At 70.4% G+C, this 16,194-nt stretch carries 18 protein-coding genes; 10 read left to right on the top strand and 8 right to left on the bottom strand.

Annotated elements, in window-relative coordinates:
- Positions 1–19: 19 nt before the first annotated feature.
- Entirely contained in the window at positions 20–409 is a 390-nt protein-coding gene (locus AB0J90_RS08655) for a VOC family protein (RefSeq protein ID WP_363593600.1), read from the top strand.
- A gap of 10 nt (positions 410–419) precedes the next feature.
- Here the strand turns inward: AB0J90_RS08655 and AB0J90_RS08650 are convergent, their stop codons facing one another.
- From AB0J90_RS08650 to AB0J90_RS08640, 3 genes are read right to left on the bottom strand one after another with little or no spacing between them, the layout of a single operon-like run.
- The gene (locus tag AB0J90_RS08650) at positions 420–1,199 is read right to left on the bottom strand and encodes a lysophospholipid acyltransferase family protein (RefSeq protein ID WP_363593598.1); all 780 of its coding nucleotides are present in this window, start codon (positions 1,197–1,199) and stop codon (positions 420–422) included.
- 35 nt (positions 1,200–1,234) lie between these two features.
- Positions 1,235–2,050 (bottom strand): alpha/beta hydrolase, encoded by an 816-nt coding sequence (locus AB0J90_RS08645; RefSeq protein WP_363593596.1) that lies wholly within the window; start codon positions 2,048–2,050, stop codon positions 1,235–1,237.
- A complete protein-coding gene (locus AB0J90_RS08640; RefSeq protein WP_363593594.1) occupies positions 2,043–2,573 on the bottom strand; it encodes a hypothetical protein in 531 nt (176 codons plus the stop codon). The genes AB0J90_RS08645 and AB0J90_RS08640 overlap by 8 nt, the downstream gene beginning before the upstream one ends.
- Before the next feature lie 135 nt (positions 2,574–2,708).
- On the opposite strand from AB0J90_RS08640, the gene AB0J90_RS08635 reads away from it, so the two are divergent.
- The 8 genes from AB0J90_RS08635 (at position 2,709) to AB0J90_RS08600 (ending at position 9,293) form a co-directional block, all read left to right on the top strand.
- Positions 2,709–3,047 carry a PadR family transcriptional regulator gene (locus AB0J90_RS08635; RefSeq protein ID WP_326556058.1) on the top strand — a complete coding sequence of 113 codons (339 nt, stop codon included), beginning with the start codon at positions 2,709–2,711 and terminating at the stop codon, positions 3,045–3,047.
- Complete coding sequence (locus AB0J90_RS08630) at positions 3,044–3,889, top strand: ATP-binding cassette domain-containing protein (RefSeq protein WP_363593592.1); 846 nt, start codon at positions 3,044–3,046, stop codon at positions 3,887–3,889. Before AB0J90_RS08635 ends, AB0J90_RS08630 begins: the two co-directional genes overlap by 4 nt.
- A gap of 64 nt (positions 3,890–3,953) precedes the next feature.
- Complete coding sequence (locus tag AB0J90_RS08625; RefSeq protein WP_363593590.1) at positions 3,954–4,646, top strand: ABC transporter permease; 693 nt, start codon at positions 3,954–3,956, stop codon at positions 4,644–4,646.
- Between the two features lie 187 nt (positions 4,647–4,833).
- The gene (locus tag AB0J90_RS08620; protein ID WP_363593588.1) at positions 4,834–6,087 is read left to right on the top strand and encodes an MFS transporter; all 1,254 of its coding nucleotides are present in this window, start codon (positions 4,834–4,836) and stop codon (positions 6,085–6,087) included.
- 54 nt (positions 6,088–6,141) lie between these two features.
- Positions 6,142–6,516: an SCP2 sterol-binding domain-containing protein gene (locus AB0J90_RS08615; protein WP_363593586.1), complete on the top strand. Its 375-nt coding sequence runs from the start codon at positions 6,142–6,144 to the stop codon at positions 6,514–6,516.
- Complete coding sequence (locus AB0J90_RS08610) at positions 6,513–8,594, top strand: glycogen debranching N-terminal domain-containing protein (protein WP_363593584.1); 2,082 nt, start codon at positions 6,513–6,515, stop codon at positions 8,592–8,594. Before AB0J90_RS08615 ends, AB0J90_RS08610 begins: the two co-directional genes overlap by 4 nt.
- Positions 8,595–8,710: 116 nt before the next feature.
- Complete coding sequence (locus AB0J90_RS08605) at positions 8,711–9,028, top strand: DivIVA domain-containing protein (protein WP_363593582.1); 318 nt, start codon at positions 8,711–8,713, stop codon at positions 9,026–9,028.
- Positions 9,021–9,293 carry a hypothetical protein gene (locus AB0J90_RS08600; RefSeq protein WP_363593580.1) on the top strand — a complete coding sequence of 91 codons (273 nt, stop codon included), beginning with the start codon at positions 9,021–9,023 and terminating at the stop codon, positions 9,291–9,293. Before AB0J90_RS08605 ends, AB0J90_RS08600 begins: the two co-directional genes overlap by 8 nt.
- Before the next feature lie 26 nt (positions 9,294–9,319).
- Here AB0J90_RS08600 and AB0J90_RS08595 read toward each other — a convergent pair whose 3' ends face one another.
- From AB0J90_RS08595 to AB0J90_RS08580, 4 genes are all read right to left on the bottom strand, one after another.
- Positions 9,320–11,428 (bottom strand): glycogen debranching N-terminal domain-containing protein, encoded by a 2,109-nt coding sequence (locus AB0J90_RS08595; protein ID WP_363593695.1) that lies wholly within the window; start codon positions 11,426–11,428, stop codon positions 9,320–9,322.
- A 5-nt stretch (positions 11,429–11,433) separates the two neighbouring features.
- A complete protein-coding gene (locus AB0J90_RS08590) occupies positions 11,434–11,808 on the bottom strand; it encodes an SCP2 sterol-binding domain-containing protein (RefSeq protein ID WP_363593579.1) in 375 nt (124 codons plus the stop codon).
- A gap of 318 nt (positions 11,809–12,126) precedes the next feature.
- Positions 12,127–12,543, bottom strand: a complete 417-nt coding sequence (locus AB0J90_RS08585) for a CBS domain-containing protein (RefSeq protein WP_326556048.1) — start codon at positions 12,541–12,543, stop codon at positions 12,127–12,129.
- 111 nt (positions 12,544–12,654) lie between these two features.
- Positions 12,655–13,725, bottom strand: coding sequence for a Gfo/Idh/MocA family oxidoreductase (locus AB0J90_RS08580; protein WP_363593577.1), 1,071 nt, complete (start codon positions 13,723–13,725; stop codon positions 12,655–12,657).
- Between the two features lie 154 nt (positions 13,726–13,879).
- On the opposite strand from AB0J90_RS08580, the gene AB0J90_RS08575 reads away from it, so the two are divergent.
- On the top strand, positions 13,880–15,556 hold the full coding sequence (locus AB0J90_RS08575) for an NAD(P)-binding domain-containing protein (protein ID WP_363593575.1): 1,677 nt from the start codon (positions 13,880–13,882) through the stop codon (positions 15,554–15,556).
- 6 nt (positions 15,557–15,562) lie between these two features.
- Here the strand turns inward: AB0J90_RS08575 and AB0J90_RS08570 are convergent, their stop codons facing one another.
- Complete coding sequence (locus AB0J90_RS08570) at positions 15,563–16,162, bottom strand: nitroreductase family protein (RefSeq protein WP_363593693.1); 600 nt, start codon at positions 16,160–16,162, stop codon at positions 15,563–15,565.
- Positions 16,163–16,194: the final 32 nt, after the last annotated feature.

Raw genomic sequence — 16,194 nt, 5'->3', positions numbered from 1 at the left:
GACCGGCGATCATGAGGGGATGGCACATCTCGGACTGGTTACCCTCGTCGTACGCGACTATGACGAGGCCATCGCCTTCTACGTCGACCAGGTCGGGTTCCGGCTGGTCGAGGACACCCCACGCGGTGACGGCACCCGCTGGGTGGTGGTCGCCCCGCCCGGATCGACCGAAACCGCGCTGCTGCTGGCCCGGGCCGCCGGACCGGAGCAGGCCACCCGGATCGGCGACCAGACCGGCGGACGGGTGGCCCTGTTCCTGCACACCGACGACTTCGAGCGGGACCACGGGCGGATGGCCGCGGCGGGTGTACGGTTCGCCGAGCCGCCCCGGCACGAGCCGTACGGTTCGGTTGCCGTCTTCGAGGACCTGTACGGCAACCGCTGGGACCTGATCCAGCCGCGGACCTAGCCGGCGCGGGTCAGCGCTCGGCCTCCCCGACCAGGTCGGCGCTCGGCCGCCGGGGCCGGCGGGTCTCCCCGTCGAGTTCCGCCGCCTCCTCCGGAGTGGGTGCCGAGCCGCCGAGGTGCGCCGGCTGCCACCAGGTGTCTTCCGGCCCGGCGGGCTGGTCCGGGTACTCGCGCTGGGCCCGGTCGATCAGGGTGGTGAGCTGCCGGCGCAGTTCGGCCATCAGCGCGCCGGAGGTGCCGAAGTCCGCGGGCGCCAGCGGCTCGCCGATCAGGATGGTGATCGGGGTGTGCCGCCGGGTCAGGTTCTTCGGACGGCCCTTCGTCCAGAGCCGCTGGGTGCCCCAGAGCGCGACCGGCAGCACCGGCACCCCGGCGGTGTCGGCCATCCGGGCCACCCCGCTCTTGGTGCCCTTGAGCGTGAACGAGCGGCTGATCGTCGCCTCCGGGAAGACACCGACCACCTCGCCCGCGCGCAGCGCGCTGACCGCGGTCGCGTACGAGCCGGCGCCGTTGTTCCGGTCGACCGGGATGTGCCGCATGCCGCGCATCAGCGGGCCGGCGTACCGGTTGGTGAAGACCTCCTGCTTGGCCATGAAGCGCACCAGCCGGCGGGACGGCTGGGCGCCCAGTCCGCAGAAGATGAAGTCGAGGTAGCTGACGTGGTTGCTGGCCATCACGGCGCCACCGGAGCGGGGCACGTGCTGCCCGCCCTCCACTCGCAGCCGCAGGTCGAGCGCGCGGAAGAGCGTCTTGGCGGTCGCGATCACGGGCGGGTACACGAGTTCTGGCATCGTCAAACGTTACCCGGACCACACCACGACGTAACTCACGCCCCATCCGTGTCGTCCGTGGCGTCGCCGGTCGGGTCGTCGAGGAACGCCCTGACCAGGGCGGCGACCCGCTGTGGCTGGTTGGCGACCATGGCGTGCGTCGCCCCGGCCAGCGCGACCACCCGCAGCCTCGGGTTGGCACCGGCAGCCTCGGCGACCCCCGCGGAGGTCCCCCGCCGGTACGCGTCGTACAGCTCGCCGAACGGCTCCTGCGCTGGCATGTCGGCCGTGGCGAGCACCAGCAGCAGCGGACAGGGCGCCGCCCGCAGCGCCGGGACCAGGTCGAACGACGCCATGGCCAGGCGCATCTGTTCGACCGTCTCCGGACCGGGACGGGCACCCGACCGGGCCATCCCGGCGCTCATCTCGGCGAAGACGGCGTGCAGCCGGGCCAGTTCGCCCGCCGCATGCTCGGGCGCGAGCCCGACCAGCTGTTCCGGACGGGTCGGCGGCGGTACGCCGTCCAGGCTCACCACGGCCGGACACTCCGGATGCCGCCGCGCCCACTCGGTGGCGATCATCCCGCCGAGCGACCAACCGACCATCGCGGGCGGGTCCAGGCCCAGGTCGGCCACGACCGCGTCGAGGTCGGTGAGGACCGCGTCCATGGTCCACGACCCGTCACCGGACCCGCCGTGCCCGCGCAGGTCCACCGCCACCGCCCGGTACGCCGGCCGCAGCCCCTCGGCCAGCGCGTCCATCGCGGACAGGGTGCCGCCGGCGCCGTGCAGCAGCAGAACCGGTGCGCCTGCCCCACCGAAGTCACGTATCGCGAGCAGCACTCCCGCGCCCGCCACCGTCAGATCACGCACGCTCGGCCTCCCCGTCGGATCGCGCCGGCTCGCCCTGCTGGTCGGATCGCGCGGGCTCGCCCTGCCCGTCGAGTTGGAGCAGTCGGTCCCGGACCGACGAGGGCACCACCCCGCCGTCCGGGTGGCGGGTCAACCGCCCCCGGTTCACCAGGTCGTGTACGCCCTGCCGGGTGATGCCGAGCATCGCGCCGGCCACCGCGTACGAGATGGCGGTGGCGGTGGGGTGACCGACCCGGCGGCTCACCGCCCGACCCAGCGGGGTGCGCCACCAGTCCAGCGGCGGGTCGAACGGTCCGTCGTCCGGGTAGAGGGTCGACACCACCCGCATGATCACGCCGACCGCCTCCCGGTCGTCCCCGGCGACGATCCGGTCCGCCCAGGTCACCGCCCGGATCCGGACCACGGTACGGATTGCCTCCACGCTGTCGTCCCCGTCGAGCAGGATCTCCAGCGGGTCGAGCAGTCGGATGTCGAGCAGCCGTACGAGCTGCTCGGCGAGCTGTTTCCGATCCGTGGGCACCACGGACGCCTCCCTTCTTGACACCACCCGTCAAGCACTTGACACCTACTGTCAAGCACTTGACGCCGCCTGTCAAGCTCACGTCGGGAGCGCCCTAGGTTGTGCGGCAAGCTAGGTAGGTCTGCTACCTTGTGCCGCGTGGATCAGGAGCGACGTGGGCAGTGGTTGCGCGGGGTGCTCGACCTCTGCGTACTGGCACTGCTCGCCAGACGCGAGTCGTACGGCTACGAACTGGCCCAGTCGCTGAACGCGGCCGGGGTCGGGCCGATCCAGGGCGGCACGCTCTACCCGGTGCTGCTGCGGTTGCAGCGCACCGGGCTGGTCAGTGCCCAGTGGCGGGAGGGTACGACCGGCCCGGCCCGCAAGTACTACCGGATCACGGTCGCGGGCGGCGAGACGCTGCGCCAGACCACCGCCGACTGGGCCACGTTCAGCGGCGGGGTGGGCGCGATTCTGCGGGAGGTGAGCACGCGGTGAACCACGGACAATCGGTGAACCACGAGGGATGGCTGGCCGCGCTGGCCGGCGAACTGCGCCGGCACGGCGTCGACCGGGACCTGGCCGGACACGTGGTCGCCGAGGCGGCCACCCACCTGCGCGACAGCGGTGAGGCGCCGCTGCGGGTGTTCGGCCCGCCGGAGACGTACGCGGCGGCGGTGGCGGACAGCGTCGGCGCGGCCGAACCTCGGGTGTACCGGGGCGCACCCGGTCCGGTACGGCTGGAGGCACGCGGCATCACCAAGCGCTACCGCCGGCACCGGGTGCTGACCGGAGTCGACCTGACCGTACGGGCGGGCGAGATCGCGGCGGTGGTCGGTGCGAACGGCTCCGGCAAGAGCACCTTCCTGCGCATCTGCGCCGGCCTGGCCAGCCCCGACCGGGGCCAGGTACGCGTGCACGGGACCGTCGGCTACTGCCCGCAGTCCGGCGGTACCAGCGACTTCCTCGTACCCGAAGAGCATTTTGTGCTGGTGGGCGCGGGCCGTGGGCTGCACCGCGACACCGCGCGGTCGGCTGGTCGGCGGCAGGCCGCCGGGCTGGACTGGGATCCGACCGGGCCGACCCAGGCCCGGCACCTCTCCGGCGGCACCCGGCAGAAGCTCAACCTGGTGCTGGCCGGTCTCGGTGACCCGGACGTGCTGCTGCTGGACGAGCCCTACCAGGGCTTCGACCGGGGCACCTACCTCGACTTCTGGCACCAGCTCTGGGACTGGCGCGCGGCCGGCAAGGCGATCGTGGTGGTCACCCACCTGCTCAACCAACTCGACCGGGTCGACACCGTGCTCGACCTGAGCCCGGTCCGGCAGCCGGTCGGATGAGCGGTCCGAGTCGGATGAGCGGCGGGACGAGCGAGCGGAATCGGCCGAGCGGCGGGGGAAGAAAATGACCAAGTTGTTGACGATCGCCGAGATGGCGCTGCGGGAGATGCTGCGTCGGCGCTCGGTCCTGGTGATCCTGCTGGTGCTGCCGCTGCTGTTCTACCTGAGCCGGCGGGGCGACCACCTGGGCCAGTCGATCCGCTTCGTCTGCCTCGGACTGGGCTGGGCGCTGAGCACCGCCGCCCTGTTCGCCGGCAGCGCGGCCCGCGAGATCGAACCCCGGCTGCGGCTCTCCGGCTACCGGGCGTACCACCTGCACCTGGGCCGGCTGCTCGCGCTCTGGGTCGTCGGCCTGCTGCTCTCGGTGCCGTACTTCCTGCTCGTCCGGTTCGACCAGCACGACGTACGGTACGGCGCGATCGCCCTGATCATGCTGCTCACGGTGGCCACCGCGGCACCGTTTGGGCTGGTGCTGAGCGCGGTGCTGCCGCGCGAGTTGGAGGGCACCCTGGTCCTGCTGATCGTGTTCGGGTTGCAGATGATGCTCGACCCGGCCGGCACCGCCGCCCGGCTCCTGCCGTTCTGGGCCAGCCGGGAGATCGGCACGTACGCGGTCGACCACACCGACGGCGGTTACCTGACCCGCGGCCTGGTGCACGGCGTCGTCTTCGCGGTGGCGCTCACCGCCCTGGTCGCGCTCGCCTCCGGGATCCGGCTACGGCAGCGGTCGCACCTGAAGTTCAGCCCGATCCGCTGAGCGGCACAACCGATACAGTTGCGGGCGTGATCCCGCTCGACGCCACCGCCGCCGCGTACCGGTGCTGGATCACGCCCGCGCTGCCGCTCTACGGCAACGACCACGAACGCGCCGACTTCGCTCCCTGACGGGTTCGCCGATCCGAACACCGTCCGGTCCCTTCCCCCGCTCCGGGAGCGCTTCCGCCATGCCCGAAAACTCCGGCACCACGCCACACCCAGATTCCGACACCGCGCCGGGTTCCCTACCGGCACCAACCGCCGACACGTCCGCGCTGGCCGTGCTGCGGGCGCCGCAGACCGCGCGGGTGCTGGCGGCCAGCCTGCTCGGCCGGATCCCGCTCGGCGCCGCACCGCTGGCCCTGCTGATCTTCGCCCGCGAGACGGTGACGCTGACCGTGGCCGGGCTGCTGGTCGGCGCGTACACCGCGGGCATGGCGGTCGGCCAGCCGATGCTCGCCCGGGTCGCCGACCGGTGGCGCCAACCGCCGGTGCTGTGGCTGGCCATGGTCGTCTCCACGCTCGGTTTCGCGCTCACCGCCGCGCACGTCAACCTGCCGGTCACCGTGTTCGCCGCCGCGCTGGCCGGTGCGGGTGCGCCGCCGTTCGAGTCGTGTCTGCGGGTGCTCTGGCGCGACCTGCTCCCGGCCCACCAGGTGCAGACCGCGTACACGCTGGACATCGCGGTCCAGGAGGCGATCTTCGTACTCGGCCCGGTGGTCACGCTAGCCGCGGTGGGTCTGGTCGGCCCGACCGGTGGCCTGGCCGCCGCCGCGCTGTTCCAGGCCGCCGGCACCGCCTGGTTCGCCACCACCGGCGCGGTCCGCCGCTGGCGGGGCGAGCGGGCCGTACGCCACTGGGCGGGTCCGCTGCGCGCCGCCCGGCTGCGGCTGATCCTCGGCGCGCTGGTGCTGGTCGGCACCGGGGTGGGCAGCGTGACGGTGGCCGCGACCGGCTACGCCGAGGCGTCCGGGGCGCGCTCCTGGGCCGGTTGGCTGCTCGCCGCCCAGGCCACCGGGGCGCTCGTCGGCGGCCTGCTCTACGTACGCTTCGGCGGCCTGCGCCGGCACGCCACCCTGCCTCGGGCGACGGCGGTCTTCGCCGCCGGCTACCTGCCCCTGCTGCTCACCCCGGCCCCGCCCGCGATGCTGGTGCTGATGGCGGTCAGCGGGCTCGCGCTGCCACCGCTGCTCACCGTCGCGTTCGTGGCGATCGACCGGGTGGCCCCGGCGGGCACGGTCGCCGAGGCGTTCGCCTGGGCGGCCACCGCCTTCTCCGTGGGTAGCGCCGGTGGGGCGGCGGTCAACGGCGCCCTGCTGGACGCGAGCGGGCGGGTCACCGTCGGTTTCGTGCTCGCCCCGGTCGCCGCCGCCCTGGGCAGCGGCCTGCTCCTGCTCCGCGGCCGCCGGCCCGGACCTGCGGAGTTCACCTCCTCCGGGTGATGTGCCCGCCCCGCGTACGGGGCGATGCTTCTTCGTACGAGGAGGAGTACGCGTATGGGCGAGGTGACAACGAGCTTCTTCCACGGTCTCGGCGAACGCGCGCCCGACCTGCTGCCGAAGCGGGCCCACGGCACGCTCCGCTTCGACCTGCGCAACGGTACGGAGACCGAACACTGGTTCGTCGCCATGCACCACGGCAACATCTCGGTGTCGCCGGACCGGCGGGACGCGGACTGTGTCGTGCACGTCGACGGGGAGTTGTTCGACCGCTTCACCACCGGCCAGGCCAACGTCATCTCGGCGATGATCCGTACCGAGTGTGTGCTCGACGGTGACATCCCACTGCTGATGATGTTCCGCCGGTTCTTTCCCGCCGCACCGGGCGCGGTCGATCCTCGGCGGATGGTCCGGGAACGGGACACCCGGTGACCGAGCCGGTCAGCATCCTCGACGGCGCCACCTTCGTGGTGAGCAGCCGCAACGGCGACATCGACCCGTCGCCGAGCTTCCCCACAGGTCTGTTCGCGCTGGACACCCGGTTCATCGCGCGCTGGGAGCTGACCATCAACGGGGAGCGCCTGCACTCGCTCTCCGTCGACGACCTGCGGTACTTCCAGACCAGCTTCTTCCTCGCCCCGGGTGAGCCGACGCACTACATCGACGCCAAGGCGTCGGTGATCCGGCAACGTACGGTGGGCGGCGGGTTCGAGGAGCGGTTGACCGTACTGAACCACGAGGAGGAAGCGGTCGACTTCACCGTACGGATGGAGATCGGCAGCGACTTCGCGGACCTGTTCGAGATCAAGAACCTGCTGCCGAAGCGCGGTGTGATCACCACCCGGGTGCAGCACGACACACTGCGGCTGAGTTACCGGCGGGACGCCTTCTACCGCGAGACGCTCATCTCGGCCAGCCACGAGGCCGAGATCGACGAGCAGGGCATGACGTTCCGGATCCGGATCGAGCCGCACGGCAAGTGGACCACCGTACTGCGGGTGGTCACGCTCTTCCCGAGCGCGGACGAGTCGGCGGCAGCGGAACTGCCGACCTCCGAACGGGGGCGGGGACGCCCCGACGTGCAGCGCCGCCTCGACGAGTGGATGGCCCGCGCGCCGCACCTGGCCTGTGACTGCGAACCGCTGAACGACTCGTACGAACGCAGCATCACCGACCTGGCCGCGCTGCGTTACACCGGCCTGCTGCGCAAGGAGAAGCTGCCCGCCGCCGGCCTGCCCTGGTTCATGACCCTGTTCGGCCGGGACAGCATCCTCACCTGCCTGCAGACCCTGCCGTTCATCCCGGAGATCGCCCCGTCCACCCTGCGTACCCTGGCCGACCTGCAGGGGACCAGGTTGGACAACCTGCGCGACGAGGAGCCCGGCAAGATCCTGCACGAGATCCGGTACGGCGAGTCGGCCGCGTTCGAGGAGCAGCCGCACTCGCCGTACTACGGTGCGGCCGACTCGACCCCGCTGTTCGTGATCCTGCTGGACGAGTACGAACGCTGGAGCGGTGACACGGCACTCGTACGCGAACTGGCCGACGAGGCGCGGCTGGCGCTGTCCTGGATCGACAGCTACGGCGACCTGGTCGGCAACGGTTACATCTGGTACGAGCGGCGCAACACCCGCAACGGGTTGGAGAACCAGTGCTGGAAGGACTCCTGGGACGCCATCTGCTTCCGGGACGGCAGCCTGCCCAGCTTCCCCCGGGCAACCTGCGAGATCCAGGGGTACGCGTACGACGCGAAGATCCGTGGCGCCCGGATGGCCCGGAAGTTCTGGGACGACCCGCAGCTCGCCGACCGGCTGGAGCAGGAGGCGGCCGACCTGAAGATGCGCTTCAACCGCGACTTCTGGGTGGAGGACGGGGAGTACTACGCGCTCGCGCTCGACGGTGCCGGACGGCAGGTCGACGGGCTCGCCTCGAACATGGGGCATCTGCTCTGGAGCGGGATCGTCGACGAGGACAAGGCCCCGATGGTGGCGCGACACCTGCTCGGTCCGGCGATGTTCTCCGGCTGGGGTGTGCGTACGCTCGCCGAGGGCAACGGCCGGTACAACCCGCTCGGCTACCACGTCGGCACGGTCTGGCCGTTCGACAACTCGATCATCGCCGCCGGCCTGGCGAAGTACGGCTTCACCGAGGAGTCGGCCCGGATCGCGGAGAGCATCATCGACGCGGCCAAGTACTTCCAGGGCCGGCTGCCGGAGGCGTTTGCCGGTTACGACCGGGACCTCACCACGTACCCGGTGCAGTACCCGACCGCGTGCAGCCCACAGGCCTGGTCGGCCGGTGCGCCACTGCTGCTGCTGCGTACGATGCTCGGGCTCGAACCGCAGGAGGACGGGCTGACCGTCCGGCCCGCGGTGCCGGCCAGCCTGGGGCGGATCGAACTGCTCGGCATACCGGGCCGGTGGGGGCGGATCGACGCGTTCGGGCGCGGTCGGTTGCGTACCGCGGCCCAGCCGTCGGCCGACGAGGAACGGCCCGACGGCGCGGCGTAACTGCCGGAAATACGACTGTCCCATGGGTGGGGACGCGATAGCGGTTACCGTCACGGCAACCTGCCAGTTTCCGTTTGACCCACGTCAGACACGTCAATGGGATCGGGATGAGGGCCATGGAGGACGCGCGCGACACCATTCGCCGGCCACGAGGCAGCACTCTCCTGACCCCCAGGGACGTACGAAGAAAGAGATTCAACCCGACCGGGCTCGGCCGACGCGGATACGCGCCGGGCGAGGTACGCGAGTTCCTCGACCTGGTCGAGGTCGACCTGGCGGTGCTGTACCAGGAACTGGCGAGTGCACGAGAGGAGGCCGCGATGATGAAGACCGCGTTGCGGGACTGGCAGCGCCAGCACAGCGTCTGCTACGTACGGGGCGGAGAGGAAACCGACGATTTCTATCGCCGCCCCCTGGATCGCAACGGTGACTGACGCACCCGCGGTCCACGTACCCTCCCGCCCCGACTGGTCCTGTCGCGCCTGTGGGCAGGAGTGGCCCTGCATCGTCCGCAAGCGACAGTTGAAGTACCTCTACCAGGGCAATCCGATAGGGCTCGAAAACCAGCTCCACCTGTTGCTGCGACAGGCCCGGGAGGAGTTGCCGGCGCTGACCGAGGAAGATCTCGCCGAGCGGTTCGTGCACTGGTGCGAGCGACCGCTGAGCGCCAGCCGGAACCCCGACCGAAGCTGGAGTTGACGGCCGGGTTCCCGGTTCGGATGGAGCTAACGGCCGCCGTCCGGCAACGCCTGCATCAGCGGCTGGTTCGACCGTTCGCTTTCCAGGTCGACGACCTCCTGCTCGTGGTGGATGTCGACCCGGCCGCGACCGAAAGCGTCGATCTTGCCCCACCGGCCGGGGATGTCGAGCAACTCCAACCGGCCCATCCCGCGCGGCAGGGCCGGGTCGACCACCAGGTGCTCGTCGTGCGGTTCGAGACCCAGCATCACCCGGAGCAGCAGCATCGGCGTACCGGTCGACCACGCCTGCGGGCTGCACGCGGTCGGGTACTGCACCGGGTACTTGGTCAGCACCCGGTCGTAGCCGGCGAACGCCTCCGGCAGCCGGCCCCGGAAGTACTGCGAGGCGTCGATGATCGCCTCGGCGATCCGGCCGGCCTCCTCGTCGAAGCCGTACCGGCGCAGTCCCCAGGCGATGAACGAGTTGTCGAACGGCCAGACCGTGCCGACGTGGTAACCGACGGGGTTGTACCGGCCCTCCCCCTCGGCCAGGGTACGCACTCCCCAGCCGGAGAAGAGCCGCGGCCCGAGCAGGTGCGCGGCCACCTTGGCGGCCTTGTCCTCGTCGACGATCCCGCTCCAGAGCAGGTGACCCATGTTCGACGACAACGCGTCCACCTGACCGCCCTCGGCGTCCAACGCCAGCGCGTAGTACTCGCCGTCCTCGACCCAGTAGTCCCGGTTGAACCGGGACTTCAGGTCCGCCGCCTCCCGCTCCAGCCGGTCGGCGAAGACCGGGTCGTGCCAGACCCGGCGGGCCAGCCGGGCGCCGCGCATCTTCGCGTCGTACGCGTAACCCTGTAGCTCACAGGTGGCCCGGGGGAACGACGGCAGCCTCCCGTCGCGGTACGAGATCGCGTCGAACGAGTCCTTCCAGCACTGGTTCTCCAGCCCGTTGCGGGTGTTGCGGCGCTCGTACCAGAGGTAACCGTCGCCCCTGATGTCGCCGTACGTGTCGATCCAGCGCAGGGCGGCGCGCGCCTCCTGCTCCAGGTTGCGAACGAGTTCCACGTCCCCGGTCCAGCGCTCGTACTCGTCGAGCAGGATGACGAACAGCGGTGTCGAGTCGGCCGCGCCGTAGTACGGCGAATGCGGCTGGTCCTCGAACGCCGCCGACTCCCCGTACCGCAGCTCGTGCAGGATCTTGCCCGGCTCCTCGTCCCGGAAGTCGTCCAGTTTGGTGCCCTGCTTCACGGCGAGAATCTGCAACGTCGGTCCGGCCAGTTCCGGGGTGAACGGCAGCGACTGCAGGCAGGTGAAGATGCTGTCCCGGCCGAACAGGGTCATGAACCAGGGCAGGCCGGCGGTCGGCACCTTCGACTCGAACGCGAGCGGGGTGTAACGCAGCGCGGCGAGGTCGGCCAGGCTGCGCTCGTACGTGTCACCCAGCGGCTCGCAGTCGCAGGCGAGCTTCGGCGCCCGACCGATCCACTCGGCGAGGTCGCCCTGCATCTCGGTCTTGATCCGGCTGGTGTGGTTGATCAGTCCGAGCCGCAGGTCGCGCCCTCCGGCGCCCTCCACCATGGTCTCGACGTGCAGGTTCGTGGTCCACTCCGCGTGCGCCTCGATCCGTACCCGGAAGGTCAGCCCGTGCTCGTCGATCTCGGCCGGGGTGGTCGACGTGATGAAGGTTTCGCGTCGGAAGGTGTCCCGGCGGTAGCTGAGCCGCAGCCGCCCCTCCTCGACGTACGCCTGCGCCGCACCGACCTTCTCCTTCACGTCCTTGATCTCGAACAGGTCGGCGAAGTCGCACCCGACCTCCATCCGGATGGTCAGCTCGACCGGTTCGCCCTGGTGGTTGAGGACGGTGAGCTGCTCGTCGAAGCTGCCGCCGATGGTCCGCTGGCGGACCACCGACACCTTCGCGTCGACGTAGTGCGTCGGCTCGCCCGGTACGAGGAAGAACCGGGTCTCGTAGTACTGCAGGTCGTCGATGGACAGCGGGTTGAGCCGTTCCCCGTCGATGGTCAGCTCCCAGCGGGACAGGAACCGGGTGTCGAACGAGAACAGGCCGGTGGGAAACGTCGGCGACGGGTCGATGTCGCCCCGGCTGTCGCTGACCAGGAAGGTGTTGCCGTCGAGGATGCTCACCATGTCCGTCACTTCTGCCTCCTCTCCTGGACCAGCTCACGGGGATCGCGTGCGCCCGGAGGACCGGGTAGGAGACGCTGGAAGTAGTGGAACAGCAGCAGGTTGCCCTCGACCGTGATCTCGTTGCGCAGCAGGGCCGCGATCGGATTCGCCTCGCCCACGGTCACCTTGTCGAAGAACTGGAGCTGGGTGCTGACCACGCAGTCCGCCGGCCGTTCCCCGCGACTGGCGCTGATGTTCCCCTCGCTCATCACCAGCACCCAGTGGTCCGTACCGTCCCGGTGCCCGAGGTCGAACCGGACCGTGCCCCGGACCCTCGTCAGCATCGGCTCCGGCCCGCGATGGCCGAGGCCGTCGAAGAAGTCGGCGGTCGGATCTGCCATCGGTCCCCCTCATCCGTACTGCACGAGTAGCCCACGTCTCCGCAGCGTCGCCCACCCCCCGGTGACCACACATCCCCCACAAAGGATGAGGTTCCCCCCGCCCACCCCACCCCACCCCACCCCCACCCTCCTCGCTCTCCTCGCCGATCTTGCACTTGTGGCGCCCGGATCAGGTTATTCGTCCTGATTTGTACGCGACCACAAGTGCAAGATCGCATTGCAGGCGGAGGGGGAGGGGGAGGGGGCGTGACGTGACCGCGCCGAGTCCCGGGATGGGGATCGGCGCGGTCACGGCCTGTCGTTCTTGGTACGGGTGTTCTAGTTGTTCGGGTCGTCGGCGCTGATGTCGGCGAGAACGGACTGTGGCTCCCGCTCCACCGCCAGGTCTCCGAGCGAGACCAACCCGATCAGGCGGCCCTCCTCGATCACCGGCAGCCGCCGTACGCCGTAGGTCCGCATCAGGTCGGCGGCGGCCACGGCGTCGTCGTACTGGGTCACCGTGACGACATCGTGGCTCAGGATCTGGCTGAGCGTCGCACTGCCGACATCCAGCCCATCTGCCACCCCGCGTACCGTAATGTCACGGTCGGTGACGATGCCGATCACCGCGTCCCCGCTGGTCACGATCACATCGCCAATGGCGCTGTCCCGCATCTCCTGGGCCGCGGCGGTGAGCGTGTCGGTGCCGTCCATGGTCACCAACCGGGTCGTCATGAACTCTCCGACGGTCGTCATGGTGCTCCTCTCTCTGTCGGCGGTTGCCGTCTACCCGCGACCGCCGCCGGGTAACAGAGGTGACCCGACCGGTTGACGCCCGCACGGTGCCGAGCGGGACCCGACGCCGGCTCAGTGGTCGAGCACGACCACCCGGCGCTCGGTCGCGGAGGTGTACGCGGCCTCGATCACCCGCAGCCCCTCCACCGCGCTGGCGGGGTCGACCGGGAACTCGCCCCGGCCCAGCAGCGCATCCCGAACCTCGGCGTAGAACAGCTCATACCGTCCGATCTCGGTCGGTACGGTCTCGACGTCGTCGTTCACGCCCAGCACTCCGGCATTCTCCGCCGGCTCGACACCCCAGCCCGGGTCACCCGGCCGGGTACCGGCGAGCACCTGCGGCTCCTGCACGTCCAGCCCGTACTTGGTGAAGGTGCCCTGGTCGCCCAGCACCCGGAAGCGCGGGTTGCGGGTGCCGGCCAGCGCCGACGCCCACAGGTGCGTACGCACCCCGTTGACGTGCCGCAGCGCGACGAAGGTGTCGTCGTCCACCTGCACCCCCGCTCGGCGGCGGTCGAGTTCGGCGTAGACCTCGGCGACCGGGCCGAACAGTTGCAGCGCCTGGTCGACGATGTGCGCGCCGAGGTCGTACAGCAGCCCGCCGGCCTCGGCCGGATCGCCGAACTCGCGCCAGTTCTCCTTCGGCGTCGGCACCCAGCGGTCGTACCGGGACTCGAAGCGGTAGACGTTGCCGAGCCGCCCCGACGCCAGCACCCCGCGTACGGTCAGGAAGTCCGAGTCCAGCCGCCGGTTCTGGAACACCGTCAGCCCGACGCCGGCCCGTGCCGCCGCCTCGACCACCTGACGCGCGTCCGCCGCGGTCGGCGCGAACGGCTTGTCGACCACCACCGGCAGCCCCGCCTCGACGGCCCGCAGGGCGAGCGGCACGTGGGTCCGGTTCGGCGTGCTCACCACCACCAGGTCCAGCGATCCGGCGACCGCGAACAGGTCGTCGGCGGTGCGCACCACCTGTGCCTGTGGATAGTCCGCCCGCGCCCGAGCGGCGCGCTTGGGGTCACTCGTGACGATCACCGCGACCGACAGGCCGGGCGTCGCCGCCACCAGCGGTGCATGGAAACGCTGGCCGCCGATGCCGTAACCGAGAATGCCAACTCGCAGGTCAGCGCTTGTGTCCGTACTCATGATCGGTATTAAACAGCGCCCGCCTGAAACGGCAGGAAGGGCCCCTTGTTATCGCTTTTTGTATGGGAAGGGCCCCTTCCAAACCAACGTTTGACAGGCTCGACCGGATCCTCCATGGTCGATCTCTGACGGTGAGCAACAGGAGGATGACGGCGTGCCCGAGATCCGAACCAGCGAGCGGCGTTACGAGCACCAGCCGACCGACCCAGGATCCACGACGGAACCGGAACAGCACCAGTACGTGATCGTCGGTGGCGGCCCGGCCGGCATCCAGCTCAGCTACTACCTGCAACAGGTCGGCGCGGACTACGTCACGCTCGAACGGGAGCCGGCGCCCGCGCACTTCTTCCGGCACTATCCCCGACACCGCCGGTTGATCTCCCTCAACAAGGTGCACACCCGCAGCAACGATCCCGAGATCCGGCTCCGCTGGGACTGGAACTCGCTGCTCAACGACAAGCCCGAGTTGCATTTCCCGCACTACAGCAGCGACTACTTCCCGCACGCCGACGACCTGGTCCGCTACCTCGACGACTTCCAGCGGGAACACCACCTCGCGATCCGGTTCGACGAGGCCGTCGAACGGATCGAACGGGTGGAGGGGGACGCGCCGGTCGAGGAGGACGGCGGCGCGGGCGGTACCGGCGCCGGGTTCCTGGTCCGGACCAGCCGGGGGCTGATCCGGGCGGGCTGCGTCATCGTGGCCACCGGGTGGGCCACTCCCTACGTACCGCAGATCGACGGGATCGAGCACGCGATCGGGTACGAGGACGTCGACACCGATCCAGCCGCCTTCGCCGACCAGCGGGTGCTCATCCTGGGCAAGGGCAACTCGGCGTTCGAGACCGCGTCGGCGATCCTCGGCCACGCGGCGATGGTGCACCTGGCCAGCCCCCGACCGCTCCAGCTCGCCTGGAACACCAAGCACCCCGGCAACGTACGGACCCACTACGGCGCGCTGCTCGACAGCTACCAGTTCAAGACCCTGCACTCGGTGCTCGACTGCACGGTGGACGTGATCCGCCCGGCCGGTGACGCGTACGAGGTCGAGATCAGTTACACCCACGCCGACGGCGAACGGGAACTGTTGGAGTACGACTCGGTGATCCGCTGCACCGGGTTCGTGATGGACACCTCGGTGTTCGCCCCGAACTGCCGCCCCGAGCTGGCCCCGAACGGGCGGATGCCGGCGACCGGCCCGGACTGGCAGTCGACCAACGTGCCGGGGCTGTACTTCGCCGGCACCATCGCCCAGGCCAGGGACTTCAAGCGCGCCTCGTCGGCCTTCATCGACGGCTTCCGCTACAACCTGCGTACGCTCACCCGGCTGCTGCAGGAGTCGTACGGTCAGGTGCCGCTCCCGTACGACGTGCTGCCGGCCGAGCCGAAGGAACTGACCTCGCTCACGCTGGAGCGGCTGAACTGGAGTTCGGCCCTCTGGACCCAGTTCGAATACCTCTGCGACGTGCTGGTACGTGACGAGCGGACCGGCGAGTTCCGGCACTACCAGGACCTGCCCGAGGACTATGCGGTGCAGCGGTTCGGCGACTCGCCGCACTTCTACACGGTCACCCTGCGCTGGGGCCGGGACGACTACTCGGACGTGTTCGCGATCGAACGGCACCCGTCACCGGACCGGGCCGCGGAGAGTGCCTTCATCCACCCGGTCGTGCGGCGCTACCGCAACGGATCCATCGTGGAGGAACGGCACCTGCTGGAAGACCTGCTCGCCCACTGGACCCGCCCGGACCGGCACGTCGCCCCGCTGCACGCGTTCTTCCAGGCCCACCTGGGTGCCGACCTCTTCGTACCGGAGGCACAACCGCGCTGATCCCACTCACCGTTCGATCATCACCTCGGCCAGCGGCTTGCGGGTCAGCTCCGGCACCCGCGCGCCGTCGGCCGGGTAACCCACCGGCAGCACCAGGTACGGACGCTCGTGCGCCGGTCGCTCGCAGACCTCGTTGAGGAACCGCATCGGGCTGGGGGTGTGCGTCAGCGTCGCCAGCCCGGCCAGGTGCAGCGCGCTGATCAGCATTCCCACCGCGATGCCGACCGACTCCTTCACGTAGTACGGCTTGGGATCCTCCCCGCCCCGGTGCACCTCGAATACGACGATCACCACCGGCGCGACCTCGAGGAACGGCTTGCGCCAGTCGGTGCCGATCGGGGCGAGCGCGTCCAGCCACTCCTCGGACGCCCGGTGGTCGTAGAACTCCCGCTCCTCCGCCTCGGCGCGGTCCCGCAGCAGCCGCTTACGGGCCGGGTCGGTGAGGACCACGAACCGCCACGGCTGCCGGTTGGCTCCGCTCGGCGCGCTCGCCGCCGCGGCCACCGCCGCCTCGATCACCTCCGGCGGCACCGGTTCGGACGAGAAGTCGCGCACCGACCGGCGGGCACCCATCTGCTCCGCGTACGCCTGTGCGGTGCGGACCATCTCGACCGGCGGTCGTCGTGTCGACTCGACCA

Source organism: Micromonospora sp. NPDC049523 (assembly GCF_040676775.1).
In the GTDB taxonomy this organism is placed as follows: Bacteria; Actinomycetota; Actinomycetes; order Mycobacteriales; family Micromonosporaceae; genus Micromonospora_G.
The sequence above is the reverse complement of the archived record's forward strand: the minus strand, read 5'-3'. Positions and strand labels throughout refer to the sequence as shown.